Origin of the sequence: Novosphingobium sp. Leaf2, from assembly GCF_001421325.1 — a bacterium.
GTDB lineage: Bacteria > Pseudomonadota > Alphaproteobacteria > Sphingomonadales > Sphingomonadaceae > Novosphingobium.
Genome location: NZ_LMJY01000006.1, coordinates 39,919 through 65,331 on the forward strand (window position 1 = coordinate 39,919; position 25,413 = coordinate 65,331).

Genomic DNA, 25,413 nt, shown 5'->3' on the forward strand with positions numbered 1-25,413 from the left:
GGGCCGATCAGTAATCCTCGGTATCGATGGCGCGGCGCATGCCATCGGCATAGCGGTGCCCTTTGACGCTCTGCTGGTTGACGAGCGCGCCCGCCTTTTCCAGCAGACCCGGATCCAGATCCAGCGCGTTGGCCACATGGTTCTGGTCGAAATGGGCGATCGAACGGGTGCCGGGGATCGCGTGCACATGGGGCGCCTGTGCAAGCACCCAGGCCAGCGCCAGTTGCGCCGGGGTTACGCCAGCATCGGCAGCAAGGGCGTAATAGCGATCGAGCAACGCAAGATTGTCCGGCCAGTTCTCCGCGTCGAAGCGCGGCATAATGCGGCGCAGGTCCTTTTCGCCCAGCGAGGCGGGGTCGCGCACTTCGCCCGCCAGCGCGCCGCGCCCGACGGGAGAAAATGCTACAAAGGCGATGCCCAGTTCCCGCGTCGCGTCCAGCACGCCCAGTTCGACATTGCGGGTCCACAACGAATATTCCGTCTGCACCGCAGCCATCGGATGCACGCCATGGGCTTCGCGGATGTGCGCGGCAGACCATTCGGACACCCCGTAGCTACCGATCTTGCCTGCCTCGATCGCCCGCACCATCGCGCCCACGCTGTCCGCGATCGGCACTTTGGGGTCGAAGCGGTGCATGTAGAACAGGTCGATATGGTCGGTGCCAAGGCGCTTGAGGCTGGCATCCAGCGATTCCGCAATGCTGTTGGGGTGACAATCGACGCCGCGCCGGGGGCCGTCGACCAGAATGCCCGTTTTGCTGGCAAGCAGGAATTCGTCCCGGCGATGCATGATCGCCTCGCCCAGTATCTGCTCGCTCGTGCCGCCGCCGTAGATGTTGGCGGTGTCGAAGTGGTCGCAGCCGCTGTCGAGCGCATGGCGGAACAGAGCGATCGCATCCTCGCGCGGGGGGGCCTCGCCATAGGCCCACGCGATGTTCATGCAGCCAAGGCCGACCGGGCGGACGTTGCGCCCGGCAAGAATACGTGTGGTCATAGGTTTTCAGCCATCATGCCGTTCAAGGATGGCGCGAATTCGCCCATCGCGCGTTGGCCGTCAAGCGACTTGCCGTTACCCGATCAATGCTTGGGCACGTGCGGGTCACCGCCCGAGAACGCATCGCCGATCGAACAGGCTGCCGGCCCCAGGATCACCACGAACAGCGTCGGCAGGATGAACAGGATCAGCGGAACGGTCATGATCGCGGGCAGGCGCGCGGCCTTTTCCTCAGCGCGCATCATGCGCTCGTTGCGAAATTCGGCCGAGAGCACGCGCAGCGCGGATGCCAGCGGCGTGCCGTAGCGTTCGGTCTGGATCATGGTGGTGACCACGCCCTTCACCGCGTCCAGATTGACCCGGTAGGCCAGGTTCTCGAACGCAGCGCGTCGCTCGGTAAGGAACGACAGCTCGATCGAGGTCATCGAAAACTCGTCTCCCAGTTCGGGGTAAGCGCGCCCCAGTTCGCGCGACACGCGCTCGAACGCGGCGTCAACCGTCAGGCCCGCTTCCGCACAGATGACCAGCAGATCGAGCGCGTCCGGCAGGCCCTTGCGGATAAGGTCGGTGCGCTTGGACACCAGGTTTTGCAGATAGATGTCCGGCCCCTTGTATCCGGCCAGAACCATGATCGCGAAGGCGGCGAACTTCTTGAAAGTGGACCATTGGGGGAAATAGTCGATGCCGTAGATCACCAGAGCGGCCAGCCCGCCCAGCACGATCGGCGCGACGAGGCGGGCGAGCACGACCGCGACCGCCCACTCCTTGTTTCGGATGCCCGCCTGCGCCAGCTTCTGCTGGATGACCTTGATCTGGCTGTCCTGCAGCATCCGGGCCTTGCCCAGGAACGCGCCCATCCGGTCGGTGGTGTCGTTGCGGCGCACCAGGCTCTGGCGCTTCTTGGCGGTGGTGACGATGCCTGCCTTCAGCGCCTCGCGCCGCAGGTTGAGCGCCTTGACGCGCTTGGCCATGGGATCGCGGATCGTGACAGCCGAATAGATGGCAAGCAGCACGGCGGCGGCGGCCACGATCGACAGCAGGGTGCCGACGAGCGTGACGTCAAAGCCAAGGAGCGTGGGACCGGCAGGTTGGTTGAGCATGTCTGTTCCTTGGGTCCGCGCTCAGATCTCGAAGCTGACCATCTTGGCCATGATGAAGGCGCCGATGCCCATCCAGATGGCGCCGCCGATGCCGGCCACCATCAGGCGTTCATCCACCATGAACTGGCCGATGTAGTGGGGGTTGACCCAGTAGATCATCACCGTGACGATGAACGGCAGCGACCCGACGATGTAGGCAGAGGCCTTCGATTCCGAACTCATCGCCCGGATCTTCAGCTTCATCTGCGCGCGCTTGCGCAGCACTTCGGACAAGTTGGCCAGCGTTTCGGCAAGGTTTCCGCCGGTTTCGCGCTGGATCGCCAGCGTGATCGTGAAGAAATTGAATTCGGCAATCCCCAGACGGTCTGCGGTTTCCTGCAGCGCGTCTTCCATCGACTTGCCGACCTTCATGCGGTCGGTGACGAGCTTGAATTCCTCGCCCACGGGGCCGGGAATTTCCTGCGATACGATAGTCAGCGTTTCCGACACCGGCAGGCCCGAACGCAGGCCGCGCACTAGCAGGTCGATGGCGTCGGCAAACTTGACCGTGAACGCAGTCGTGCGCCGCTTGATGAAGTGGTTGAGCACCATGTGCGGCAGGCCGGCGCCGATGAAGATGCCGAATGCCAGGCCCAGGAACAGTGCCCCGGTCTTGAGCACGATCGGCAACGCGAACAGCAGGCCAAGGCCGATCGAGCCATACAGGTATTGCGACATCGTCCACGGTAAGCCCGATCGGTCAAGCCGCAGGGCCAGCGCCTCGGCGCGCGAACTGGAGCCGGCGATCTGGTGGATTTTCGGTTTGCGAGCCGCCACCGCGCGGCGCATCTGCGCTTCGAGCCGGTCCTCGCTGCTGTCGGAGTGGCGCACGCGCACGGACTTGAGCCGCCGCGCGGATTCCTTGCCTGGCGATGGGCCCGACATAGCCACCCACACGAGCAGGAGCGCGCCGGTAAGTCCGGCGGCGATTATGATGAGCTGAAATACGTTCATCGTCCTGCTTTCCCGTGCGCGCGCATCAGACTGCGGCCTGCGCCTTCTTCTTGCGGGCCTTGGGCATCATCGCCTTGAAGTCGATCTTGCCCAGCAGCGACGGCTTGGCGCCTGTCACTTGGTTTGCACCGCCGGCCTCGGCGATCATGCCTGCCAGTTCGCGGATCACCGCGCCGGATTTGGCCGTACGGTTGGCATCGACGAAGGTCTGACCCAGCTTGGCGGCCATCGACGCCGCCTTGAGGTCATACGGGATCAACAGGTCGATCTTCGTCTCGATTGAGGCTTCGAAGTCCGCCTTGCTGATCTCGGCCAGCGCGGTCTGGACCTTGTTGGCGACCACGATCACTTGCGTGCGCGGCGCGTTGCCCTTGAACCAGGAGAGCATGCGGATGGTATCGCGCGCGGATGCCAGCGTCATTTCGGTGACCAGCACGGCCACGTTCGCCTCCACTGCAAGCTGCGGGAAGTTGATCAGCATGTTTCGCGGCATGTCGATCACGGTCATCTCGAACGACTGGCGAAACTCCTCCGCAAGCTGCATGAACGCGGAACCGTCTGTCAGCAGCGGGCCGTTGATCGGCGCTTCGGCGGACAGGATTGCCAGATTGTCGTTCGCGCGGATCATGGCGCGTTCGATAAACAGGCCGTCGATGCGGCTGGGGTTCTCGATGGCGTCGGTCAAGCCGCGTCCCGGCTCCAGATCGAGGCACAGCGCGCCGGTGCCGAAGTGGATGTCGAGATCAAGCAGGGCGGTGGGCAGCTTGTAGTCGGCGCTGAACAGCCAGGCGAGCGAGGTTGCCAGCGTGGACGCACCGACGCCGCCGCGCGTGCCGATCACGGCGGTGGAAATGTGGCTTTTTCCGCCTGCGACATCGGCCACGCGCGGCGCGGCGAACGTCGCCTGGGCCTGTGCCAGCGCTTCACGCACCTGGGCCACGGACAAGGGCTTCAGCAGGTAATCGTGGATGCCGCTGGCGACGAGATCGCGGTAAAGGCGCACGTCGTTCACCTGACCCACCGCGATGACGACCGTGCCCGGTTCGCACACTTCGGCCAGCGCGTTGATGTCGCTGAGCGGGTCGCCGCTTTCGGACAAGTCCACCAGCAGGATGTTCGGACTTGCCGCTACGGAAAGCGACTGGACCGCGTTGCGCAGGCCGCCCTTGTAGCACTTTTCCGGCTGCAGCCCCATTTCGATGGCCAGCGGGCGCAGCACGTCGAGCGAGGCGTCGTCGCACATGTAAGCGGCGAACTGGTCACGGCCACCGGGACCGCCGGTTTTCCAAGGAGCGTTCATGGCGTCAATTTCCCTTGGTGGAGGTGCCGGAAACGATGTTGCCCTTGCCGGTCGGGCTCGCCTCGCGCCACGCCTGGATCGCCTTGTTGGACGTGCGCACGGTGTTGCCGGTATCGTCGTTGCCGTGCAGCAGGTCTTCCGGGTTCGCCATCATTGCGGCAAGGTTGGAGTTCACGGCGCAGCCGTAGTTGCTGGACGTGGCGTTGTTGGGATTGAAATCGTTCTTGGCCGACCAGTCCGGGCAGCCCGGCACGCTGGCTTTCGCGCGTGAGATGATGATGCGCGCGGTGCCGGCCGGGATCATGTCGGCGGTTTCGGGCACGCCGTCGCCCAGCAGCACGCCATAACGTGCGGCCACAGCCTCCACCGCGCTGCGCGTAGCGGGGCTGGACGCGGGATCGTCGAGATATACCTTGTCCCCATACCTGGGCCTTAGTGCTTCCAGCCAGTCGGCGAGGCGGGACTGCTCGCCATAGGCAAGTCCGCTGCCGGACGTGGTCACGTCCATCGCATACTGCACCTTTTCCACTACCGGCTGGTGCACCGAATACATCGAGCGATTGGTGGGAATGCCGCCGCATGCCGACAGGGCAAGCGCCAGCCCGGCGGTGAGGGCGGTGGAGGCAAGGGCCTTGCGGCCGCGATTATGGTTGAACATGGTCACCTCTCTCACTTCAGGCTGAAGCCGGGCTTGGCGCTATCGGCAGCGCCGGTCGTCCCCCGGCCGGGCATGGGCGGCGTGGTGCTGCGCATCGCCTCGGGGCGCTTGGCCCCGCTGACGCCATCGCTGTCCATGTTGCCCAGAATGCGCTGCAGTTCGTTCGGCGAATTGAAGCCGTCTGTCGGCAGCGCGATCTGCGAGGACGCGTTGACCGGCTGCACCAGATACGGCGTCACGATGATCACCAGTTCGGTCTCCCCACGCTTGTAGCTGGTGGAGCGGAACAGCGAGCCCAAAATGGGAATGTCGCCCGCGCCCGGCATCTTCTGGATGGCGTTGGACGTGTTGTTGCTCAGCAGGCCGGCGATCATGAAGCTCTGCCCCGAACCCAGTTCCACCGTGGTTTCGGTGCGGCGCACGGTAAGCGCCGGGATCGAAAAGCCGCCGATCGTGACCGCGCCTTCGCTGGAAAGCTCGGACACTTCCGGGCGCACGCGCATGGAGATGCGGCCATTGGACAGCACCGTGGGCGTATAGCTGAGGCTGACGCCGTATTTCTTGTAATCCACCGACGTCGCGCCAAGCCCCTGGCTCAACGGAATGGGAAACTCGCCGCCGGCCAGGAACTCGGCAGTTTCGCCGGACAGCGCGGTAAGCGTTGGCTGCGCCAACGTGCTGACGAGGCCGACAGTTTCACCGGCATCAAGCGCACCCAGGATGTTGAGGCCCAGGAGTTTGCCGGCAAAGCCGAGCGTAGTGCCGGTGGAACTGGCGGTTACGTCGGTACCGGGCACCGTCGTAACTGCGCCGGTCACGGGGTTGATGAAAGTTTGCGTCACGGCGCCTGTGCCCACGCCCAAAGCGCGGCCCGGATTGTATGCGGTGCCGATCGCCCCGCCTTGCCCGACGCCAAACTTGAATCCGCCGGTGCCATCCAGCGTTGCCAGCTTGGAACTGAGCGACTTGACCAGCGAGCGGCTTACTTCGGCGATGCGCACCTGCAGGTTGACCTGCAGCGGCGTCGCCTGGCGCAGGCGGGTGATGATGTTGGCGTCCTTGCCGGCATAGGCCTGCACCAGACGTTCAGCCTCCGCCGCATCTTCCGGGGCCTTGACGGTGCCGGTCAGCAGGAACGTGTTCGACCCCATCGTGGACACCGCGATCTGCGCGTCCGGCATCGCCAGGCGCAGCATCGAATCGACGCTGTCAAAGTTGGAGCCAACCCGCACCGTGCCGGACCAGACGACCGCGCCCGCCGCATTGCTGGCATACACCGTGGTGGTGCCGCCGGCTTTGCCGAACACGTAGAACTGGTGGCCGGTCTTTACCTGAACATCCGCCACCGCGTCGTTGGAAACGAACACGTCCGTCATGGTGCCGGGCACGTTGATGAGCTGGCCGTTGCCGATGGACAGCTGGATGTCCTGCGTGGGCCGTGTCACCGAAGCGGGCAGGGTTCCTGCGGCCGAAGCCGGCAGGGCGATGGCCAGCGGGGAAAGCGCGCAGGCGGTCAGCATGGACATGAGAAGGCTAGGCTTCATCGGGGTGCCCTCGAAGGCTGGAAAGGGTGTGGCGCGCAGGCGCGGCATGGTGAGCGTCATCATTTGCCGCTCACCGGTTCGTCAGTGGTGGTCTTGCCGCGGGTGACGCGCACCACGGGGCCAGTGTGGACGGGTACGCCGCTGGCTGCTTGCGGTGCAGGACCAGCCATGGCCATCGCTGGCTGGGCCGGTGCGGCTTGCGATGGAATGCTGGAGCGCTGGAAGCGCGAGACGTCGCCGCCGGTCACATACGTGCTCTGCCCGTCGATCGGACGGTCCATCGCGGCGCGCATCAAGGCTTCTTCCTGCTGGCGGGTCGCGCCTTCGGGAACCTTGACCTGGCCGCTCGCAAGCACCCGGTCGAATTCGCCCTGGTTGTCGGCAATGGCCCGCAGTGACAGGCTGATTTCGCCGATCTGCTGCGCCACGGCGACCTTTTCGGCGATGCGCGGGGTTACTTCCAGCGTCACCGTGGCGAATCCGCGAACGGTGGTCTTGCCGTCCACCACGTCGCTCGTGGTGGCCTGGTCGGTGGCGAGGACGCGCAAGTTGCGCAGGATCGTTTCGGCGGCGCGCAGCGCATTGCCTTGTCCCTGCACTTGCTGGGTGAGGACGAGATCGACGTGATCGCCGGGGAACACGAAGCCGCCCACGCCGGTTTTGGCCGATACGGGGATAGTGACAGCGCGCATGCCCGGCCCGAGTGCGGCGGCGAGGAAACCACGATCGCCCGGGGCCACCAGCGCGCCTTGGGTCAAGGGCTGACCTGCGGTGATCGGAAAGCGCACCACGGTGCCAAGCAGCTTGCTCATGTCCGCCTTGCCATCGAGGAAGTAGGCGTCCTGCACCATGTTGTCAGGCCAGCTCTGGAACGATACCGAATCGGCGGTGATGATCGTGCCAACCGGCAACGCGCGCTGAGCGACCAGAACCTTGGGTCCGGTCGGCGCCGTTACCGCCTGCGCCTGCGGCGTCGCGCCGCCTGCAAACATCGACCTTGCGGCAAACGCGGTGAAAGCCGCAACGAGCAGCGCAACCGCAAGCAGCACCACCTTTTTCCTGTCCATGGCTTGGAAAGCCCCTTGCAATAACCCCGGTCTGTCAGGGCGGTATGCGCTTAATTGGTTAAGAACGGGTTCACCCCGTTCACGCGGTTATCGTGGCCAGCATTTCGGTACCGATTACCCACAAGGCGGCAGCGGCGATGGCGATGCCGTACGGCACTTCGATGCGCGATTTCTGCCGGCGCATTACGCGGCGCAGGCCCCACGTCAGCAGCACGACCAGCACCAGCAGCGCGGCAAAGATGAGCCATATGTTGGGCATGGTGTTGGCGACGAAGACTATCGCGGCAGGTGGGATCAGCGGCCCGTGAGTCGCAGTGGCGATCGCCATCGCGGTCAGACAGCCGATCGCCAATACGGTGGCGAGCATGGCCAGCGTGTCTGCTGTTCGCGCTTCCCGGTCGCGCTGCATGTTGAACAGCGCCATCGCGAGCGAGCCGCCGCCGCCCAGAATCGCCATCAGCACGAACAGCTGGAAGAAGCTGGCAGGCGCAAACCACAGCGCCAGCGCGGTGAGCAGTTTCACGTCGCCGCCACCCATCTGTCCGGCGGCGAACAACAGCGCGGCCACCGCGAACGTGCCGGCTGCCAGCGCAAGTTGCCAGCCGATGGCGGACAGCGGCAGGTCCGTTGCCAGCCACCACAGCGGCGCGGCGAGCGCGATGGCGAGGTTGAGCGTGTTGGCGATCGTGCGGCTGCGCCAGTCGGTCACCGCTGCAACGAGCAGGGCCGTTGCCAGCGCCGCCAGCAGTGCGTAGGAAAAGGCAGCGCCTGTCATGCGGTTGGCTGTACATCGAGCATCACTACCAAACGGTAACCAGGATTTCGGACCCGCCATATCGTGACTTCGGCCCTAAACGCTCTCCTGCATTCCCCGGCACGCCGCGCAATCCCGCCGGAGGCGGTCGAGTCGCGTTGGGCCCTGCCTGACGGGCACCTGCTGCGCCGGATCGACTGGCCGGTCTCCAAGCGTCCACGTGGGTCCATCCTGTTCATGCCGGGGCGCGGCGATGCTTACGAAAAATGGCTGGAAACGCTGGATGGCTGGCACCGCGAAGGGTGGCAGGTGACGGCGGCGGACTGGCGCGGGCAGGCCGGGTCAGGCCGGCTGGGTAGCGATGCGTCGACCGGCCATGTCTCCGACTTTGCGGTGTGGGTCGCTGATTATGCGGCGCTGTTCGCGCAGTGGCGCGCGTCAACGCCCGGGCCGCACGTGGCGGTGGGTCATTCGATGGGCGGCCATCTGGTGCTGCGCGCCGTGGCGGAAGGCGTGGCGGCGCCCGACGCGATGGTGCTGTCCGCGCCGATGCTGGGCATTCATCCCACCTGGGTGCCGACGCGGGTTCTTCACCGCATCGCGCGCGCGATCGTGCGATTGGGTGATCCGCGCCGGCCGGCCTGGAAGGGCGGCGAGAAGCCGGGCGCCAAGATGAGCGGCGCGCGCGCATCGCGCAGCCTGCTGCTCACGCATGACGACAGCCGCTATGACGATGAACAGTGGTGGCGGGCGAAGCGCCCTATCATCGCGATGGGACCGGCAAGCTGGGGCTGGATCGAATGCGCGCTCGCCTCGATCCGGATGCTGGAGCAATCGGGGATGCTGGAGGCGGTACAGGCGCCCACGCTGATCCTTGGCACCAGCGTAGACGGGCTTGTTTCATGGCCCGCGATCCGACGCGCCGCGCGCCGGTTGCCACAAGGCAAACTGGATGCGTTCGGCCCGGAATGTCGCCACGAAATCCTGCGTGAAGTCGATGTGGTGCGCGATCGCGCGCTTGCCAGCATCAGGGACTTCCTGAACCAGCACGCGCCCGCTAGGGCCTGATCCACATGGACTCGTCGTTTGATATCGCCATCGTGGGCGCGGGCATGGCCGGTGCGTCGCTGGCGGCTGCGCTGGGTCCCTCGGGCGCGTCTATTGTGCTGCTGGAGGCTGAGGATCGGCCCGGCTACCATGCCACGGGGCGCTCTGCCGCGTTCTGGACCGAAAGCTATGGCGGCCCCGGTGTCCAGCCGCTGACGAGCGCGTCAGGCCCCACCCTGCGCGCGCTGGGCGTGCTGACCCCGCGCGGAGCATTGACCCTGGGCCGGGCAGGGCAGGAGGCTCAGGTGGCGGCTTTCGCACAGGAATACCGGGCTGCCGGCGTCACGGTAGACCTGCTTGACCGGGAGGACGTATCGCGGCGCGTTCCCGGCCTGCGCCCGGAATGGACCTGCGGCGCGCTGGAGCCCAGCACCTGCGACATCGATGTGGCCGCGCTGCACCAGCATTACCTCGCGGCGTGCAAGGCGCAGGGCGCGCAAGTGTGGTGCCGGGCAGGGCTGGCGGCGGCGCAGCGCATGGCATCGGGCTGGCAACTGACACTGGCCGATGGGAAACAGGTGTCCGCAGGGATCCTGGTCAACGCGGCTGGCGCCTGGGCAGACCGGGTGGCGGGACTTGCGGGTATCAGGCCCTTGGGCATTGTGCCGTACCGGCGGACCATTGCGCAGCTGGTGGTGGACGGGCCGGTGGGTGACGACCTCCCGCTGGTGCTGGATGTGGCGGGGCAATTCTACTTCAAGCCCGAAAATGGGCGCATCTGGCTTAGCCCGCATGACGAAACGCCCAGCGGCCCGTGCGATGCCGCAGCCGAAGAACTGGACGTGGCGCTGGCGATCGACCGGTTCGAGCGGGTGGTGGACTGGCGTGTGGAGCGGGTGGAACACCGTTGGGCGGGGCTGCGCTCGTTCGCGCCCGATCGCCTGCCGGTCTATGGTTTTGCGCCTGGCGATGCCGGGTTTTTCTGGTTCGCCGGGCAGGGCGGCTTCGGCATCCAGACCGCGCCGGCCGCAGCCCATCTGGCGGCGCGCCTGCTGACGGGTGCTGCGCCCGGCGCCATCGACCCGGCGCCTTTCGCGCCCAATCGCTTCGGCTGACGGCTACTCGCCGCTCGCACTGTCGGTCACGCGGCTGGTCTCTTTGCGGCCCGGGGCAACGAAATGCCAGGTGAGCAGGACCGGCTCCAGCACGGCCATGCCCACGAAAATGCTGACCAGTCGGGCTACTCCCGGCCCGATCTGCGCGTCGGCATAACTGTCCGGCACCAGCACCGCGATCACAGCCAGGGTGAATTGCAGGCCCAGATACGTGACACCGGGCAATCCGTTTTCGATATGGCGGCCGATCACGATGCCCAGGCACGTTCCGGCGATCAGCACCGGCACGCTGCCTTGCGCCGCCAGCAGCACCCCCAGCGCCAGGGCCCCGCCGGCCATGCAGCCCAGCGCGCGATAAAGCAGCCTGCGGGACACCGGCACCAGTCCGCTGGCGCCGATCCCGGTCACTGGCACGATCATCACCGCCATGATCGTAACCGCGGCCTGGGAAAGCTGGGGCAGGCCGACCAGCGCATGCAGCAGGGGCAATGTGGCGATGGCGAGCCCGGCTTGCGCGGCATGCCGCGCGGCGGTGGGGTTCCAGGTCATGCGCCCACCTGCCGGCTTGCGATCGGTCCACCAGCGCCTGCCTGCCCACAGTCCAACGGCCACGCTGACAAGGGTGCACGCGGCGGTCCCGGCGATGACTTCGAGCAGGCGTGTCCGGGCAAAGCCGTAGGTATCGAGATCGGTTCGCTCGATCTTGTCGAACAGGATCATTTCGAAGGTCAGGCCGAACAGCAGCCACCCATAGCCGCGCTTTGCCGTCAGCATGCCGTACAGCCCCAGCGCGCCGATCAGCGCGCCCGCGATCATCTGCAGCGGCAGGGATTGCGCTGCATAAGGCACGATGGCCAAGGCAAGCGCCGAACCCAGCAGCGTGCCGATGATCCGCATGGTCCCGCGCAGCAGGGTTTCTGCGGTATCGCTTTTCAGCAGGATGAACGCGCTGAACGCCGCCCACCCCACCATCGTCGCGCCGATCGCGTGCGCAAACACGATGGCCAGCATTACCGAGGCGACGCAGGCCCATTCGTCCGCCATGCGTGGACCCGGCGTTACCAGCGCCCGCGCTTCGGTGCGCAAGGTGCGGGTTAGGGGGGTGCTCAAGAATCGAGCCGACGCAGTGGTTATGCCGCCGCCTTGGCCGCATCGCTGGCGAGCTTGTCGACGCGTTCGTTCTCTACATGGCCGCTGTGGCCGCGCACCCATTGCCATTGCACCTTGTGCCGCCCGGCCGCTTCGATCAGGTCGTGCCACAGGTCCGCATTGCGCACCGGCTGCTTGCTGGCATTGATCCAGCCCTTCTTCTTCCAGCCGTGCACCCACTTGGTGATGCCGTCGATCACATACTTGCTGTCGGTATGGAGGGTGACGTCGCACGGCTCGGTAAGCGCATTGAGCGCCTTGATGGCAGCGGTCATCTCCATGCGGTTGTTGGTGGTGTCCGCCTCGCCGCCGGACATTTCCTTTTCGTGGTCGCCCATGCGCAGCAACGCGCCCCACCCGCCCGGGCCGGGATTGCCCTTGCAGGCGCCGTCGGTGAAGACATCCACCTGCTTCATGCGAAAATCTCCGTATTTACCGGGTCGGCGTAGAACTGCAGGCGGCGGGCGAAGGCCATCGGGTCTTTAGGGGTGACCAGCGCGCCGGCTGGCGTGTTGAGCCAGTCATACGCCCGCGTCGCCAGGAACCGCATGGCCGCGCCGCGCGCCAGCAGCGGTAGAGCGGCGCGCTCGGTCACGCTCAGCGGGCGGACCGCATCGTAGCCTTCCAGCAGGGCGGCAGACAGATCGGCGCGGAACTGCCCGCCGTCAGGGCTGAAGCACCACGCGGCATGCGTTACGGCAACGTCGTACGCCAGAATGTCGGTGCAGGCGAAGTAGAAGTCGATCAGGCCGGTCACCCGCTCGCCCAGCATCAGCACGTTGTCAGGAAACAGGTCGGCATGGATGACGCCGCGCGGCAGGTCTGCCGCCCATTGCGCATCCAGCACCGCCAGTTCGCGATCGACCAGCCTCCCAAGGTCCGGGTGGATCGAATCGAGGCCGCTGCGCCCGCACTGGTCCAGCAACCGCCGCCAGGCCGGCAGCGCCAGCGCGTTTACCCGCGAATCGGGAAAGTCTGCCGCGGCCAGATGGATCTGCGCCAGCGCCCCGCCCACCGCGCGCGCCTGGCCGGGCATGGGCTCGGACACCGATACGCCGGGCAGGAATTCGATCAGCGCCAGCGCCTTGTCGCCTTCGGGCGTGGGGTGAAGGCGATAGCTGGCGCCGTGCGCATCATGCATCGTGCGCGGCACCGGGCAGCCCTTGGCGGCAAGATGATCCAGCAGGTTCAGGAAGAACGGCAGGTCCGCGATCTCGGTGCGCGTTTCGTAGATCGTCAGGATGAACCGCCGCGCCGTGCCGCTTGCCTCGGTCTCGATCAGCCAGTTGCTGTTGGAAACGCCTTCCGCGATGCCCTTTGCCGAAACCAGCGTGCCGACGTTGAAGGCGGCGATGATGTCGGCCATCTCCTCGGCACCCAGCCGGGTGTAGACTGCCATCGGTTCAGCGCACCAGCTGGCGGGGCAGCTTGAAAGTCATGTGCTCACGCGTGGTGACGATCTCTTCGGTGCCCACTTCGCGCAGTTCCTTGATGCGCGCGACCACTTCGTTGACCAGTTCCTCCGGCGCGGAGGCGCCGGCCGTCAGCCCCACCACATCGATGCCGTCCAGCCATGCCGGATCGATTTCGGCGGCGCGCTGGATCATCTGCGCGGGCACGCCTTCGCGCTGCGCCACTTCCACCAGCCGCAGCGAGTTCGAGCTTTTGGGCGAGCCGATTACCAGCACCAGCTGGCACTGCGGCGCGATCTGCTTCACGGCGGCCTGGCGGTTGGACGTGGCATAGCAGATGTCTTCGGCCTTGGGCGCGATGACATCGGGAAACCGGGTCTGGATCGCCTGAATGATGGCCGCCGTATCGTCCACCGACAGCGTGGTCTGCGACAGGTAGCACAGCTCCACCCCGTCCGGCACGCGCACCGTGCCAACATCTTCCACGGTCTGCACCAGCGTCATCGCACCTTCGGGAACCTGTCCGAACGTGCCGATCACTTCGGGATGGCCGGCGTGGCCGATGAACAGGATATGGCGCCCGGCATCGATCTGCCGTTCGGCCTGGCGGTGGACCTTGCTGACCAGCGGGCAGGTGGCATCCAGCCATTCCAGGCCGCGTGCGGTGGCCGCAGCCGGCACCGCCTTGGGCACACCGTGCGCGCTGAAGATCACCGGCACGCCATCGGGCACTTCGTCCAGCTCTTCCACGAACACCGCGCCCTTGGCCTTCAGGGTATCGACCACGAACTTGTTGTGCACGATCTCATGGCGCACATAGACCGGTGCGCCGTAGATCTCGATCGCCCGCTCGACGATTTCGATGGCCCGGTCCACCCCGGCGCAAAACCCGCGCGGGGCTGCGATCAGAAGGCGCAGCGGCTGGAGCGGCTGAGCAAGCGGCGTCGTCGTGGACGGAAAGGGCGCGTTCATGCATGGCCCTCTAGCGCTTTGCCGCGTGCGCCGCTAGGGCAAGCGCACCCCATTCGAGGAAGTGACGATGAATGCACGCCGCCTGACCACGACCCTCCTGTGCTCCGCCGTGGCCGCAAGCGGGCTCAGCGGGTGCAAGACCAAAGGTGAGATCGTGGTTGACCAGAGCGTTGGTATCACCGCCGTGCGCTCCAAATGCCCCGCTGTGGGCATTCCCGACTACACCGGCGACATGACGCTTTTCCGTGCAGCCGGTGATCGCACCGCCAGCAACCTTGATGTCGTGGCCGCGATGACCGACGTGCGCAGCGCGTGCGACGAGGCGAGCCTTGATCCCAAAGTGACGGCGCAAGTGTCGTTCCAGGTTCTCGCCCGCCGCTATGACACGGCTGGCGCGCGCACCATCACGCTGCCGTATTTTGTCAGCGTGCTGCAGGGCGGCAGCGCCGTGATCAGCAAGCGGGTGGGCACGGTCACGCTCACGTTCGCTAACGGGCAGGAGCGGGCGCAGGCAACCGCGAAAGTCAACGCGTTCGTGGATCGCGCCGCAGCCACGCTGCCGCAGGACGTGCGCGATCGCATCACCCGCAAGCGCAAGGCGGGCGATGCCGATGCCGCGGTCGATCCGCTCGCCGATCCGCAGGTGAAAGCGGCCATCGCACGCTCTTCGTTCGAAGTGCTGGTGGGTTTCCAGCTCAACGAAGCGCAGCTGGCCTATAACGCCACGCGGTGATGGCCGGCGTCAGACCTCGGCGGCTTCGGCCAGCCGAGGGGCGTGCGTCTCCATTGCTTCGCCTGGTTTGCGCATCAAGGCCACCGCGCACAGCAGCACTGCGCTCACCGCTGCAAGGCCGATGAAGATACCGGAAAAACTGCCGGTGCTGTCCTTGATCGCCCCGCCAAGTGCAGGCCCTACGGCGGCAGAGGTCGATACGGCCATCATGATCGAATACAGTTCGAGCGAGGCGCGCTGCCCGAAATAGGACTGTAGCAGCATCGCGGTGGCGACATAGCTGAAGCCCAGGCCGCCGCCGAATGTCACCATCCACAGCACCAGCGTCCAGGGTCCGTTCGCCAGCGCGAGGGTGGCGGCGGACACCGCAAGGCAGCCCAGCGAGAACATCGTCAAGGCCCGCGGCGAAGCTTTTTCGCCGGCAAAACCCGCCAGCGCCGACCCGATCGCGCACACCAGCGCTGACAAGCTGATGAGCTGCGAGGCGCGGGTAGCGGCGATGCCGTGTTCCATCAGGTGCTGGTAGGCAAAGCTGTGCGTCGTGGTGTTGATGGCAAGACACGCGGTATAGGCGCCCACGACGATCCAGAACTGCACCGAGCCCAGGGCGCGGCGCACGGTCCATTCCGCGTGCAAGCCACCGATGAGCGGATCCTGCGGCGGGCGTTCGAGGCGCAGGCGGCCTGCGGTCAGCGTGCACAGGCCTCCGACGATCACGACGGCGATCGTGAAGATCAGCCAGTACGAACGCCAGCCCATCCCCGCCGTTTGCGTGCCGGCCCACAGCAGTGGGCCCGCCACGGCGCCCAGGTTGCCGATAGTGAAATAGAGCCCCAGCACCGTGGAGCGCCGCTGGAAGGTACTGGACAGGACGTGGACGGCAGGCACCGTGCCGCAAAAGCAGTAGCCGATGCCCAGCAGCGTGGTGGCCAGGTAATAGGTTTCCACGCCTTGTGAACGATATAGCAGCCCGAAGCCCAGAAACAGCAGCGCGATGCCGGCCAGCAAGGTGCGGCCAACTCCCAGCTTGCGGATGGTCAGGGCCGGGGCAAGGCTGATGATGCCGCATGCGGTGCCCAGCAAGGTGAAGCCGAACCCCGCCTGCGCCCAGGTCATCCCGAATTCCTTGACCATGGACGGGATGACCATGCCCAGCGAATTGAACGTGCCGGCGGACAGCAGGAAATACATCAGGCACAACGTCAGAAACCCGACGAATACGAGCGGTTTGCTGTTCATCGCTGGGCGTCCTGGCTGGCACGGGCCCATGCCGCCACCACGGCCTCGCTCGTTACCAGCAGTGAGGTGTTTTCGGACAGGACCTTGAGGGTATGGTGATGCACGGCTTCATCGAAGCTGGCGCAGGCATCGGACACCACGAACGTATGGAAATCGCGGTGGAAGGCATCGCGCGTGGTGGCATCCACGCAGCATTCGGTGGTCAGCCCGGTAACGACCAGCGTGTCGATGCCGCGTGCGCGCAACTGCGTTTCCAGATCGGTGCCATGAAAGCTGGAATAAGCCAGCTTGCTGATTTCAATGTCGCCGGGTTCAGGCGCAACGCGGTAATAGTCCTCGCCGCCGCTGCCGATGCGGCAGATCGCTTCGCTGCCGGAGCTTCCGCGCCGCTTCATCCAGGTCTTGAGGGTGTTCGAATCGGTTTCTGGCGAGGTCATGACCCGCATGAACCCGACCGTGGCGCCGGCTTTGCGCGCAGCGGCGATCAGCGCTTCGATCCGGTCTATCGCGCGTTCCGCCGGGCTCATGTCCGTGCCGTAGCGGCCGATCACCCCGTGCGCCGCCGCAAAATCCACCTGCACGTCCACCACTATAAGCGCGGTGCATTCAGGCGCGATCATGCCGGCGGGATCGGCGATGTGCGGCAAGGGTTCACCCATGCGCCAGCGCCGCTGCCTGCGCGGGAAAGCGTTCACGCAGCACTGGCAGCACCTTTTCACCGAAAATGGGCAGGGATGCGAGATAATCCGGGAAGATCAGCATCAGCCCGTCAAGCGAGGTCTTTTCAAAGATCTCGCTCAACCGCGCGATTACGGTCTCGGGGGTGCCAAGGACGTGCGGCGTCATGAACGTGGAGCGCGCCTTTTGCGTAAAGGCGTTTTCTTTGCCGATTTCGCTATCGAGAAAGCCGTACGCGCGCATCATGCCGTGCAATGCGCCTTCGTCCAGTCCGGCGCGAAAATGCGCAGCGGTTTCTTCCGCCGCCGCGTCCGTTTCCCCGAACACGACGGTCATCATCGAATAGGTGCGGATCTTTGCGCCCAGCGCGGCGGCACCCTCTTTGGCCTTGGCGCTGGCGGCGGCAAGTTCGTCCACATCGCCGCCCGAAAGGAACAGCGCGTCCATCTCGTTCGCGGTGAATTCGATGCCGACTTTTGAGGTGCCGGCACACACCAGAAATGGCGGCGTGGAAGGCTTGGGGTCGGACATGCAGTCATCGAGGGTGAAATACTTGCCATCGAACGTGACGGAGTCCTGCGTCCACAAGGCCTTGATCGCCTGAATCCATTCGGTGGCTAGCACATAGCGCTCATCATGGTCCACGCCTTCGGGCCATGCCCCCATCTGCGCAAACTCACCCCGGTACGCGCCCGTCACCACATTGAGCCCGGCGCGGCCGTGGCTGATCTGGTCAAGCGTGGCCATCATCTTGGCGGTGACGGCGGGGTTCTGCAGGATGGTGTGCACGGTGGCCCACACCTTCACCCGGCTGGTCGCCTGGGCTAACCCTGCCATCATCATCGGGGAATCCAGCGACGAGCGCCAGTGCTGGGTTTCTCCGCCGTAGCCCCGATACTTGGCCATCGCCATGATGAAATCCAGGCCGATATCCTCGGCCAGGCGCGCCGCCTTGAGGTTGTAATCGTAAGAGCCGTCCAGCGCGGGTGCGTTCTTGGACAGGATCCAGCCGCCGTTCGCCATCGGCATGAAGATGCCCAGATCCCGCCCACCGGTATCGGAAGGTAGCCCAAAGGCGGCGGGTCGCGGCTGACGGTCGTACATGCGGTTCCCCTGATCACAATTTGTGATGCGAAGCTAGGATGGGGTCTCGCCTGGTTCTTGTCACCCCGCGCCCGCGCTGTTGTCATGATCGGGAGATGTATTCCCAAACCCGCGCCGAGCCGCAATGGAGTGCGATCCCAAACCAAGGAGCACCAAGCCATGAGCAACTGGTTCATCACCGGCGTCAGCAGCGGGCTGGGCTTCGCCATTGCGCGCGCCGCGATTGATGCAGGCCACTGCGTGGTGGGCACGGTGCGCGCGCACGACGCGGTCGGTCCGTTTGAAGCACTGGGCGAGCAGGCCATAGGGATGGTGCTGGACGTGACGGACAGCGTGGCCGTGCAGCGGGTCGTCAGCATGGCCGAGGGGCGCACCGGCGGGCTGGACGTGGTGGTGAACAACGCGGGTGCAGGCTACACCGGCGCGATCGAGGAAACCCCGATCGCCGATGCCAAGGCGCTGTTCGACATCAACGTATGGGGCGCGCTGGCGGTGATCCAGGCGGTGTTGCCCGGTATGCGGGCACGGCGCGCCGGGCACATCGTCAACATTGGGTCGGTCAGCGGCCTGGCCTGCTGGAACGGTACTGGCATTTATGGTGCCAGCAAGTTCGCGCTCGATTGTATCGGGCGCACACTGGCGCAGGAAGTGAACCCGCTGGGCATCAATGTTACCAACGTCGCTCCAGGCGGCATGCGCACGCAGTTTGCAGCCTCACGCCTGCCGGGTGCCGAACCGGCGATCACGGACTATGCGCAAACCGCACACACGGCGCGCCCAGTGCTGACCGGGCATTTCGGACAGGAACCCAGCGATCCTGCGCTGGTCGCCCAGGCCATCCTGACGGCCATCGCCGCGCCTGAACCCCCGCTGGTCCTGCTGTTGGGCACAGACGCCTTGGGCTATGTGAAGGGCGAATTTGCCATGCTGCAGGCGCAGTTCAATACGTGGGCGCATCTGACCAACGGCGTGGCCGCAGCAGAAACGTGACGCGCCGCGCCACCGCTACGCGGCGAACAGGCTCTTGCGGATCACCGCATGCACGCCCCAGTTGCCGTTCGCGACCTGGCTGATCCCGAAATCGACCGCCACCGACAGTAGCGAAATCGCCTCGTCCTCGGTCAGGTCGCGCAAGGTCATCAGGAAGCGGCGCGCCTTGCGGAACGCATCGCGCATCGCGGTGTCGATCGAGCTTTGCTTGTAGACTTCGCTTTGCGCGTTGGTGCCCAGGTCCTTGAGGTATTCCGGGCTGGAAAAGCCCATGATCACCCATTCGTCCTTGGTCTCTATCATCGGATAATCGATGTCGCGGATGTATTTGCGGCTGGTCTTGGCGGGGTGGAGGATGACCTGGATCACCGCCGTCATCGAACATTCAATGGCTGTGCCGCACAATTCGCTGTCGCCCTGGCTGGCGTGCGGATCGCCCATGGACAGCAGGCCGCCGGGCACACCCACGGGCAGGAACACGCTGGCGCCCGCGCCCAGTCGCCAGTTGTCGATATTGCCGCCGAAGTTTGCCGGCGGCACCGAATCGATCAGTTCCGAATGGGCAGGGGCCAGCGCCACCACGCCAAAGTGCGGACGTACCGGGATCGTAACATCGCGCAGCACGTCGAAATTGCGGGTGATCGAATCGGGATCGATCGGCACGCCGGGATAATCGTAGCGCTCATGCACTACGCCCGACGGGTCAAGCTGCGGCGTCCAGCGATAGGAATAGACCGCCTGCGCGGTCGCCCGGCCCGGCTCGTTGTCGATCTCGTAGATGGTGATGACCTCGCGCTGCTTGGGCTCGGTCAACAGGTCGTTGTAGTGATAGCCCCAGTACGCGGCCACGTTGCTGCCGAAGGCCCGCCCGGCGAAGCGCGGGTTCTGGCTGGGGCGGTTTTCCATGTCCAGAATGCGCACTTCGATCACGTCGCCGGGCCTTGCGCCTTCCACGGCGATCGGACCGGTGCAGATATGCACGCCAAACCCTTCGCCGGCCCCCCGGCCCATCGCGGAGGCATCGAACGGCCCGGCGCCGCGCCGCTCCACCGCCTTGCCTTCGGCAGTCCAGTGGAACACCGCTTCGGCGCCCGCATCGCCTTCGATCATGCGCTCGGCATCGTCGTTGGCGTGATGAGTCAGAGTCTCGATCGTCACATAGTCGCCCGAACGGATTTCCAGCGCTGGGGGAAGCGAGCGGCTGAAATAGCCCCAGTGGATCGTGTCGGGCCGTGCCGGCAGAAAGTGATGGCGGCGTGAGCGCGCGGCATCGTCAAGCGAGGGCAGGCCGGTCAGCACGCTGGGGTTTTCGCGGTCTTCCAGCTTGACGTCGCGGGCCTTTTCCGGGCGTCCCCGGCGCGGGGCGGCCACCGGGCCGGTGGCAGCCTCGGGCGATTTGCGGTATTCGCGCGGGCTCATCCCGTACTGTTCGCGAAACGCGCGGGAGAACGACGCGCTGTCGTTGAAGCCCCACTGGAACAGGATTTCCGAGATCGAGCGCTGGGCGTGCAGCGGGCTGCCCAGATCGAGCCGGCAGCGTTCCAGCCGGCGCAGCTTCACGTAATGACCGAAACTTTCGCCGTGCGATTCGAACAGCTTTTGCAAATAGCGCGGCGAAATGTTGTGTTCGGCCGCGATCTGATGGGTGTTGAGGTTGGGGTCCGACAACCGCATTTCGATCGACTGGAACACCCGCTCCAGGATCGCGGCGCGGCCACCCGCCGCCCCGCCAAGCTGCTTGGCCGGGGCGCGGTCCAGCAAGGTGGCGGCGATCATTTCTGGCAAGGCCAGTTCCACCGGGCGGATCTGGTCGTCCGAAATGTCGAGAATGGTGTCGGCCACGGTGCGCAGCAGGTTGGACATCATGCGGCCAACGGCGGTGTCGGCCACCAGGTCGCTGATTTCGTTGGGGAGCTGCGAGCGCGCCTTGAGCGCGGGCAGGCTGTGCGGCACCTTGACGATCAACAGGCGGAAATCGCCTTCCGTGGCGATGCGGCACCGGGTGTCTCCGCCGCCATACACCATGTCACCTTCGCCAATCTCGACCGCGCTTTGGGCGCTGGTGGCGCCCAGCCGGCCTTCGAGAAGCAAGACCAGCCAGAAACAGCGCGCTTCCTGGCGGAAATCCAGGGTGATCGCCTGTGCGGTGCCGGTGCATCGCACGAACTGGATCTTCTGGCCGCTGGTGAAGCTGACGAGGTCGCCGTAGATATCCTCGTTTTCGGATTCCAGTTCGAGCGAAACGCGCTGCAGTGCAAAGCGCCACGCCTGCAGGCGCTGGTCGTGCGGATAGGCATTGGTCGTCAAACGCACGCCGGTCATCCCGGGATCATCCTTGATTAAGCACCCGGTAACCCACCTAGCCGATCGCCGCAGCGCCAGCCAGCCGCTTGTGTGCAGCGCGGTAGCGGTGGACCAGCCACTTGTTGAACTGGCCTTGCGCGCCCTCCTGCCAGGAATAGCGGCCGCGTGGCGCGAAGCGAGAGCGCAGGCCCGCCTGCACCAGCTCGTCCACATGGAAATCCTGCGCGATGATGTGCTCGGTGGCGCGCATGTTCATGTCCAGCTTGTGATCGAACGCGGGGTCTTCCATCGCGCCGGGCGCGAACAGCAGGCCGGTATCCATCTCCAGCGATTCCGGGCCGTCCGGACGCAGGATCAGGTAGATCACCATGTCGCTCATCATGATGAGGCTGAGCGAGGGCGGCACGTTGGCAAAGGTCATGCGGTGGCGTGCTTCGTCGGACAGACCCGGAAAGATCGGCAGCACCGCGCGCTGCGTGGCGTTGAAGCTGGCGTCCGGATGCAGCGTGCCGTTGAAGCGCAGGAAGCCCGCGTCCTCGGGATCGGAATGGGGAAACTCGGCGCGGCCGGACGGCACGAAATCATGCAGCGGACCCGCGTGCAGCCGGCTGGCGTGGTAGCCATCGTTGTTGTTCTCGAACATCACCTTCCAGTTCCACGGCAGCCGGGCCGCGGGTTGGGGCCGGGGTCCTTGCGCGCCGGCCAGTTCATACCCCGCGATCGCGTCTGCCACGCCGGTCAGCCGGGGGCCGAGCGGCGCGGCGTTCTCGTCGAAGTGGATGAAGATGAAGCCGTTCCAGATCTCGGTCGCAAAGCGCGGCAGGCTGTTGGCCTTGCGATCGAAATTGCAGGTCTTGTTCATAGCCGGCGCGGCCACCAGCGTGCCGTCCAGCGAATAGCTCCAGTGGTGATAAGGGCACAGGAACCCGCGCGCCGATCCGCTGCCTTCGGCCACCAGCATCGCGCGGTGCTGGCACACGGCGGACATCGCCCGGATTTCACCTTGCAGGTTGCGCGACACGATGATCGGCTCGCCAATGGTGCGGGTGGTGAAAAAATCGCCGGGTTCGCGCACCCAGTCCTCACGCCCCACACACTGCCACTCGTTATAATACAGCGCGTCCTTCTCGAATTCGTAGAACTGGGCGCTGGTGTAGCATGCGGGTGGCAGCGTCACCGCATCGGCAAGCTCTACCGCCGAGGCAGACAGCGACTCGATGAATTCGGGCGGCATGTTCGGGTTGGGCATGGTGGCCATCGGGCAGCTTCGCTTTCATGGAGTGCACGGATGCGGCAAGCTTACTCTGCATGCCGCATCCGCGAAGAGCAATGTTGCATTTGCGAGGTTGTCCCTCGCCACGCGATCTATTCGCGGGTGTAGCCGTCGGGAATTTTCGGCGGATCGCCGGCCTTGCCCCATAGCACGATCTCGTTGCCCCACGGGTCGCGGAACGCATGGTTCAGGCCGTTGAACGTGCCCCAGAAGTGGTTGCGCCACAGCACCGTCGCGCCGCGTTCTTCCGCTGCGGACAGGATACGCTCGGGCGTGTCATCGTCTGCGATCAGCACCCAGATACGCGGCTTGCGGCCTTCCGCTGCGATCTGGCGCGGGGCCACGCCCTCCGCGTCCGGATGCGGGCGGGCGTTGGCCGGATCGAAGATGCCCAGATGCAGGTTGCCGATTGCGCTGTCGGACCCGTCCGGGTTGGGGAACATGCCGCCGGGCACCATGCGGTGATAGACGCCTTGGGGCTTGTGATCGTCCCGCCAACCGAACACGTCTGCGTAAAAGCGCGCGGCGGCGGCGGGATCGTCAGCGGGAAGGTCCACGAAGATGAGGGTGTTGGGCATGGGTTTGTCCGTCTCCTTGTATCTTTGCGGTTTGCGACAGGACGGGCGCGCACGCTTTGCCCCACGCGTCCGCTTTCTTGACGCCGCCCGACGAACCGAACGATCCGCCAAGTTCCAGTGCGCTGAGGGCCAAGACCCATTTGCCAGCCGGCCCGAAGGTGGGGCTAGACGGACCTGACACTTCAAGGGGGCACTGCATGGCTTCGGTCACCACTCTGACATCACCGAAGGCGGACACCCGCCCCGCCGCGATCTGGCATCTAAAGGCCACGCCCGAGACCATCCATTGGGGCTATTTCTCTCCCGACATCAAGCCGGCGCTGCGGATCAAAAGCGGCGATCTGGTGCAGGCCGAAGCGGTTACGCATCATGCCGGGGATGCGCCCGAACTGATGTTCGACGAAGGCGTGGAGCGTATCTTTCGCGAAGTCGATCCCGCCAGCCGCGCGCCGGGCGTGCACATCATGACCGGGCCGATCTACATCGAGGATGCCGAGCCGGGCGACATGATCGAGGTGCGCTATCTGCAGATGACGCCGCGCAACAACTACGGCTCCAACCTCGCCGCCAACTGGGGCCATTTGTATGACGAGTTCGGCCGCAAGGAACGCGTGACGATCTACGAACTGGATCCCACCGCCAACACCGCGCACGCGCTGTATGCGTATGATTTTCCCGGCGAATATCTGGTGCCGGGCACCATCACCAATTGTCCCGTGTGCGATCGCCATCCCGCGCTGCCCGGTATCACCATCCCGGCCCGCCCGCATCTTGGCACCGCGGGCGTGGCACCGGCGGTGGACGCGCCGGTATCCACCATTCCGCCCGGCCTCCACGGCGGCAACATCGACAACTGGCGCATCGGCGCCGGCTCGACGATGTTCTACAAGTGCCAGGTCAAGGGCGGCCTGTTCTCCATCGGCGATCCGCACGTCAGCCAGGGCGACGGCGAGATTTCCGGCACCGCGATCGAAGCCTCGCTCGATTGCCTGTTCCAGATCATCCTGCGCAAGGATTTCGATTTCCCTTCGCCCCTGCTGGAAACGCCGGAGAACTGGATCGTCCACGGCTTTGGCGAGGATCTGGATCAGGCCATGAAGAACTGCTCGATGGACATGCTTCACCTGCTTCACGAACAGCAGGGGCTAAGCAAACAGGACGCCTATTCGCTGATGAGCGTGGCGGCGGACTTCGGCGTTACGCAAGTGGTGGACGGCACGCTGGGCGTGCATGCCCGGATCGAACGCCGCATATTCCCATCCAAGGGCACGGTGATCGACCCTACCTGAACAGGCACCCTCACTCCTGACGAGTGACACCATGAAGGGCCCGGTTCGCCATGGACCGGGCCTTTTTTTGTCAGGGCCCGGACTTCCTCAAGACTTGCGGCTCACCGCGCCGACGTGGGCGACGCCGCGCTGGGCCGCCAGCTTTTCCTGACGATGGCGTTCGCGGTAGGAGGCGCGCTGCGCGTCAGTGCGCTCGTTGTGGCAGGCGGCGCAGCTCACGCCCTTTTCATAGAGCGGCGATGCCCGGTCTTCTTCGTTCAGGGGCCGGCGGCAGGCGTGGCACAGCGAGTGGCTGCCTTCGACCAGGCCATGCCCCACGCTGACGCGCGAATCGAACACGAAGCATTCCCCGCGCCACAGGCTTTGATCTTCCGGCACCGTTTCCAGATATTTCAGGATGCCCCCCTTGAGGTGGAATACGTCCTCCACGCCTTCCTGTTTCAGGAACGCGGTGGATTTTTCGCAGCGAATGCCGCCGGTACAGAACATCGCCACTTTGGGCGGTTTGCCATCGCGCGCGCCCAGCAGCCGCTCGCGCTCGGCGCGGAACCATTCCGGAAAATCCCGGAACGTGGCGGTGTGCGGGTCGATGGCGCCCGCGAACGTGCCGATCGCCACTTCGTAATCGTTGCGCGTGTCGATGACGATGGTGTCCGGGTCGGCGATCATGGCGTTCCAGTCCTGCGGCTCGACGTAGGTGCCCACGCTGGCGCGCGGATCGATGTCGGGCTGACCCATCGTCACGATTTCGGGCTTGATGCGCACTTTCATGCGGTGGAACGGCATTTTCGATGCGCTGGACAATTTGACGTCCAGCCCCGCACAATCGGGCAGGGTGCGGATATGCGCTAGCACCGCCGCGATAGCCGCTTCGCTACCGGCAATCGTGCCGTTTATCCCCTCCGCCGCCAGCAGTAACGTGCCGCGCACGCCCTGTTCACGGCACAGGCGATTGAGCGGTTCGCGCAACGCGGCGCAGTCCTCGAACCGGGCGAACTGGTACAACGCGGCGACGACGATAGCAGGTTGGGAGGCTGATTCGGCAGGCGGCGTGGACATGGCGCGCGCTTAGCGCGAAGTTAAACGCGCGTGAAGCCGCACGGGCGTTCACACAATCTTC

At 65.3% G+C, this 25,413-nt stretch carries 24 protein-coding genes; 5 read left to right on the top strand and 19 right to left on the bottom strand.

Annotation, left to right across the window (positions count from 1 at the left end; genetic code table 11):
• Window positions 1-7: 7 nt before the first annotated feature.
• The 8 genes from ASE49_RS05700 to ASE49_RS05735 form a co-directional block, all read right to left on the bottom strand.
• A complete protein-coding gene (locus ASE49_RS05700; RefSeq protein ID WP_056769232.1) occupies window positions 8-994 on the bottom strand; it encodes an aldo/keto reductase in 987 nt (328 codons plus the stop codon).
• Between the two features lie 83 nt (window positions 995-1,077).
• Window positions 1,078-2,094, bottom strand: coding sequence for a type II secretion system F family protein (locus ASE49_RS05705; RefSeq protein WP_056769234.1), 1,017 nt, complete (start codon window positions 2,092-2,094; stop codon window positions 1,078-1,080).
• Between the two features lie 21 nt (window positions 2,095-2,115).
• On the bottom strand, window positions 2,116-3,087 hold the full coding sequence (locus ASE49_RS05710) for a type II secretion system F family protein (RefSeq protein ID WP_056769236.1): 972 nt from the start codon (window positions 3,085-3,087) through the stop codon (window positions 2,116-2,118).
• Window positions 3,088-3,112: 25 nt separating this feature from the next.
• A complete protein-coding gene (locus tag ASE49_RS05715; protein ID WP_056769239.1) occupies window positions 3,113-4,387 on the bottom strand; it encodes a pilus assembly protein CpaE in 1,275 nt (424 codons plus the stop codon).
• 4 nt (window positions 4,388-4,391) lie between these two features.
• A complete protein-coding gene (locus ASE49_RS05720) occupies window positions 4,392-5,045 on the bottom strand; it encodes a CpaD family pilus assembly protein (RefSeq protein WP_056769241.1) in 654 nt (217 codons plus the stop codon).
• 11 nt (window positions 5,046-5,056) lie between these two features.
• Window positions 5,057-6,589, bottom strand: coding sequence for a type II and III secretion system protein family protein (locus ASE49_RS05725; RefSeq protein ID WP_156370144.1), 1,533 nt, complete (start codon window positions 6,587-6,589; stop codon window positions 5,057-5,059).
• Between the two features lie 59 nt (window positions 6,590-6,648).
• Entirely contained in the window at window positions 6,649-7,656 is a 1,008-nt protein-coding gene (cpaB, locus tag ASE49_RS05730; protein ID WP_056769244.1) for a Flp pilus assembly protein CpaB, read from the bottom strand.
• A 79-nt stretch (window positions 7,657-7,735) separates the two neighbouring features.
• Complete coding sequence (locus tag ASE49_RS05735) at window positions 7,736-8,431, bottom strand: A24 family peptidase (RefSeq protein WP_056769246.1); 696 nt, start codon at window positions 8,429-8,431, stop codon at window positions 7,736-7,738.
• A gap of 63 nt (window positions 8,432-8,494) precedes the next feature.
• Here ASE49_RS05735 and ASE49_RS05740 point away from each other — a divergent pair, with 63 nt between their 5' ends.
• Window positions 8,495-9,478 (top strand): alpha/beta fold hydrolase, encoded by a 984-nt coding sequence (locus tag ASE49_RS05740; RefSeq protein ID WP_056769250.1) that lies wholly within the window; start codon window positions 8,495-8,497, stop codon window positions 9,476-9,478.
• Between the two features lie 5 nt (window positions 9,479-9,483).
• Window positions 9,484-10,572 carry an NAD(P)/FAD-dependent oxidoreductase gene (locus tag ASE49_RS05745; RefSeq protein WP_056769252.1) on the top strand — a complete coding sequence of 363 codons (1,089 nt, stop codon included), beginning with the start codon at window positions 9,484-9,486 and terminating at the stop codon, window positions 10,570-10,572.
• Between the two features lie 3 nt (window positions 10,573-10,575).
• Here ASE49_RS05745 and ASE49_RS05750 read toward each other — a convergent pair whose 3' ends face one another.
• The 4 genes from ASE49_RS05750 to ispH are packed head-to-tail and all read right to left on the bottom strand — an operon-like array spanning window position 10,576 to window position 14,105.
• Complete coding sequence (locus ASE49_RS05750; protein WP_235522855.1) at window positions 10,576-11,682, bottom strand: FUSC family protein; 1,107 nt, start codon at window positions 11,680-11,682, stop codon at window positions 10,576-10,578.
• Window positions 11,683-11,702: 20 nt separating this feature from the next.
• On the bottom strand, window positions 11,703-12,137 hold the full coding sequence (gene rnhA, locus ASE49_RS05755) for a ribonuclease HI (RefSeq protein WP_056769255.1): 435 nt from the start codon (window positions 12,135-12,137) through the stop codon (window positions 11,703-11,705).
• Window positions 12,134-13,120, bottom strand: a complete 987-nt coding sequence (gene thrB, locus ASE49_RS05760; RefSeq protein WP_056769257.1) for a homoserine kinase — start codon at window positions 13,118-13,120, stop codon at window positions 12,134-12,136. The genes rnhA and thrB overlap by 4 nt, the downstream gene beginning before the upstream one ends.
• A gap of 4 nt (window positions 13,121-13,124) precedes the next feature.
• Window positions 13,125-14,105 carry a 4-hydroxy-3-methylbut-2-enyl diphosphate reductase gene (gene ispH / locus ASE49_RS05765; protein ID WP_056769260.1) on the bottom strand — a complete coding sequence of 327 codons (981 nt, stop codon included), beginning with the start codon at window positions 14,103-14,105 and terminating at the stop codon, window positions 13,125-13,127.
• Between the two features lie 67 nt (window positions 14,106-14,172).
• Between ispH and ASE49_RS05770 the strand changes: the two genes are divergently transcribed.
• Window positions 14,173-14,838, top strand: coding sequence for a hypothetical protein (locus ASE49_RS05770; protein WP_056769262.1), 666 nt, complete (start codon window positions 14,173-14,175; stop codon window positions 14,836-14,838).
• A 9-nt stretch (window positions 14,839-14,847) separates the two neighbouring features.
• Here ASE49_RS05770 and ASE49_RS05775 read toward each other — a convergent pair whose 3' ends face one another.
• The 3 genes from ASE49_RS05775 to ASE49_RS05785 are packed head-to-tail and all read right to left on the bottom strand — an operon-like array spanning window position 14,848 to window position 17,859.
• Complete coding sequence (locus ASE49_RS05775) at window positions 14,848-16,077, bottom strand: MFS transporter (protein WP_056769264.1); 1,230 nt, start codon at window positions 16,075-16,077, stop codon at window positions 14,848-14,850.
• Window positions 16,074-16,736: a cysteine hydrolase family protein gene (locus ASE49_RS05780; protein ID WP_056769266.1), complete on the bottom strand. Its 663-nt coding sequence runs from the start codon at window positions 16,734-16,736 to the stop codon at window positions 16,074-16,076. The genes ASE49_RS05775 and ASE49_RS05780 overlap by 4 nt, the downstream gene beginning before the upstream one ends.
• A complete protein-coding gene (locus ASE49_RS05785) occupies window positions 16,729-17,859 on the bottom strand; it encodes an LLM class flavin-dependent oxidoreductase (protein WP_056769268.1) in 1,131 nt (376 codons plus the stop codon). The genes ASE49_RS05780 and ASE49_RS05785 overlap by 8 nt, the downstream gene beginning before the upstream one ends.
• Window positions 17,860-18,018: 159 nt before the next feature.
• On the opposite strand from ASE49_RS05785, the gene ASE49_RS05790 reads away from it, so the two are divergent.
• Window positions 18,019-18,849 (top strand): oxidoreductase, encoded by an 831-nt coding sequence (locus ASE49_RS05790; protein ID WP_056769271.1) that lies wholly within the window; start codon window positions 18,019-18,021, stop codon window positions 18,847-18,849.
• Between the two features lie 15 nt (window positions 18,850-18,864).
• Here the strand turns inward: ASE49_RS05790 and ASE49_RS05795 are convergent, their stop codons facing one another.
• The 3 genes from ASE49_RS05795 to ASE49_RS05805 form a co-directional block, all read right to left on the bottom strand.
• On the bottom strand, window positions 18,865-21,171 hold the full coding sequence (locus ASE49_RS05795) for an acetamidase/formamidase family protein (protein ID WP_056769273.1): 2,307 nt from the start codon (window positions 21,169-21,171) through the stop codon (window positions 18,865-18,867).
• Between the two features lie 37 nt (window positions 21,172-21,208).
• Window positions 21,209-22,411 (bottom strand): aromatic ring-hydroxylating oxygenase subunit alpha, encoded by a 1,203-nt coding sequence (locus tag ASE49_RS05800; protein WP_235522856.1) that lies wholly within the window; start codon window positions 22,409-22,411, stop codon window positions 21,209-21,211.
• Window positions 22,412-22,518: 107 nt separating this feature from the next.
• Window positions 22,519-23,004, bottom strand: a complete 486-nt coding sequence (locus ASE49_RS05805) for a VOC family protein (protein WP_056769275.1) — start codon at window positions 23,002-23,004, stop codon at window positions 22,519-22,521.
• Window positions 23,005-23,201: 197 nt separating this feature from the next.
• Here ASE49_RS05805 and ASE49_RS05810 point away from each other — a divergent pair, with 197 nt between their 5' ends.
• Entirely contained in the window at window positions 23,202-24,293 is a 1,092-nt protein-coding gene (locus ASE49_RS05810) for an acetamidase/formamidase family protein (RefSeq protein ID WP_056769277.1), read from the top strand.
• Between the two features lie 87 nt (window positions 24,294-24,380).
• On the opposite strand, the gene trhO is transcribed toward ASE49_RS05810, so the two are convergent.
• Window positions 24,381-25,352: an oxygen-dependent tRNA uridine(34) hydroxylase TrhO gene (gene trhO / locus ASE49_RS05815; protein ID WP_056769280.1), complete on the bottom strand. Its 972-nt coding sequence runs from the start codon at window positions 25,350-25,352 to the stop codon at window positions 24,381-24,383.
• Window positions 25,353-25,413: the final 61 nt, after the last annotated feature.

Bases quoted from the DNA above. Each gene is read 5' to 3' on its own strand.
- ASE49_RS05700 (WP_056769232.1), bottom strand. From the start codon at position 994: ATGACCACACGTATTCTTGCCGGGCGCAACGTCCGCCCGGTCGGCCTT.
- ASE49_RS05705 (WP_056769234.1), bottom strand. From the start codon at position 2,094: ATGCTCAACCAACCTGCCGGTCCCACGCTCCTTGGCTTTGACGTCACG.
- ASE49_RS05710 (WP_056769236.1), bottom strand. From the start codon at position 3,087: ATGAACGTATTTCAGCTCATCATAATCGCCGCCGGACTTACCGGCGCG.
- ASE49_RS05715 (WP_056769239.1), bottom strand. From the start codon at position 4,387: ATGAACGCTCCTTGGAAAACCGGCGGTCCCGGTGGCCGTGACCAGTTC.
- ASE49_RS05720 (WP_056769241.1), bottom strand. From the start codon at position 5,045: ATGTTCAACCATAATCGCGGCCGCAAGGCCCTTGCCTCCACCGCCCTC.
- ASE49_RS05725 (WP_156370144.1), bottom strand. From the start codon at position 6,589: ATGAAGCCTAGCCTTCTCATGTCCATGCTGACCGCCTGCGCGCTTTCC.
- cpaB (WP_056769244.1), bottom strand. From the start codon at position 7,656: ATGGACAGGAAAAAGGTGGTGCTGCTTGCGGTTGCGCTGCTCGTTGCG.
- ASE49_RS05735 (WP_056769246.1), bottom strand. From the start codon at position 8,431: ATGACAGGCGCTGCCTTTTCCTACGCACTGCTGGCGGCGCTGGCAACG.
- ASE49_RS05745 (WP_056769252.1), top strand. From the start codon at position 9,484: ATGGACTCGTCGTTTGATATCGCCATCGTGGGCGCGGGCATGGCCGGT.
- rnhA (WP_056769255.1), bottom strand. From the start codon at position 12,137: ATGAAGCAGGTGGATGTCTTCACCGACGGCGCCTGCAAGGGCAATCCC.
- thrB (WP_056769257.1), bottom strand. From the start codon at position 13,120: ATGGCAGTCTACACCCGGCTGGGTGCCGAGGAGATGGCCGACATCATC.
- ispH (WP_056769260.1), bottom strand. From the start codon at position 14,105: ATGAACGCGCCCTTTCCGTCCACGACGACGCCGCTTGCTCAGCCGCTC.
- ASE49_RS05770 (WP_056769262.1), top strand. From the start codon at position 14,173: ATGAATGCACGCCGCCTGACCACGACCCTCCTGTGCTCCGCCGTGGCC.
- ASE49_RS05775 (WP_056769264.1), bottom strand. From the start codon at position 16,077: ATGAACAGCAAACCGCTCGTATTCGTCGGGTTTCTGACGTTGTGCCTG.
- ASE49_RS05780 (WP_056769266.1), bottom strand. From the start codon at position 16,736: ATGGGTGAACCCTTGCCGCACATCGCCGATCCCGCCGGCATGATCGCG.
- ASE49_RS05785 (WP_056769268.1), bottom strand. From the start codon at position 17,859: ATGTACGACCGTCAGCCGCGACCCGCCGCCTTTGGGCTACCTTCCGAT.
- ASE49_RS05790 (WP_056769271.1), top strand. From the start codon at position 18,019: ATGAGCAACTGGTTCATCACCGGCGTCAGCAGCGGGCTGGGCTTCGCC.
- ASE49_RS05795 (WP_056769273.1), bottom strand. From the start codon at position 21,171: ATGACCGGCGTGCGTTTGACGACCAATGCCTATCCGCACGACCAGCGC.
- ASE49_RS05800 (WP_235522856.1), bottom strand. From the start codon at position 22,411: ATGGCCACCATGCCCAACCCGAACATGCCGCCCGAATTCATCGAGTCG.
- ASE49_RS05805 (WP_056769275.1), bottom strand. From the start codon at position 23,004: ATGCCCAACACCCTCATCTTCGTGGACCTTCCCGCTGACGATCCCGCC.
- ASE49_RS05810 (WP_056769277.1), top strand. From the start codon at position 23,202: ATGGCTTCGGTCACCACTCTGACATCACCGAAGGCGGACACCCGCCCC.
- trhO (WP_056769280.1), bottom strand. From the start codon at position 25,352: ATGTCCACGCCGCCTGCCGAATCAGCCTCCCAACCTGCTATCGTCGTC.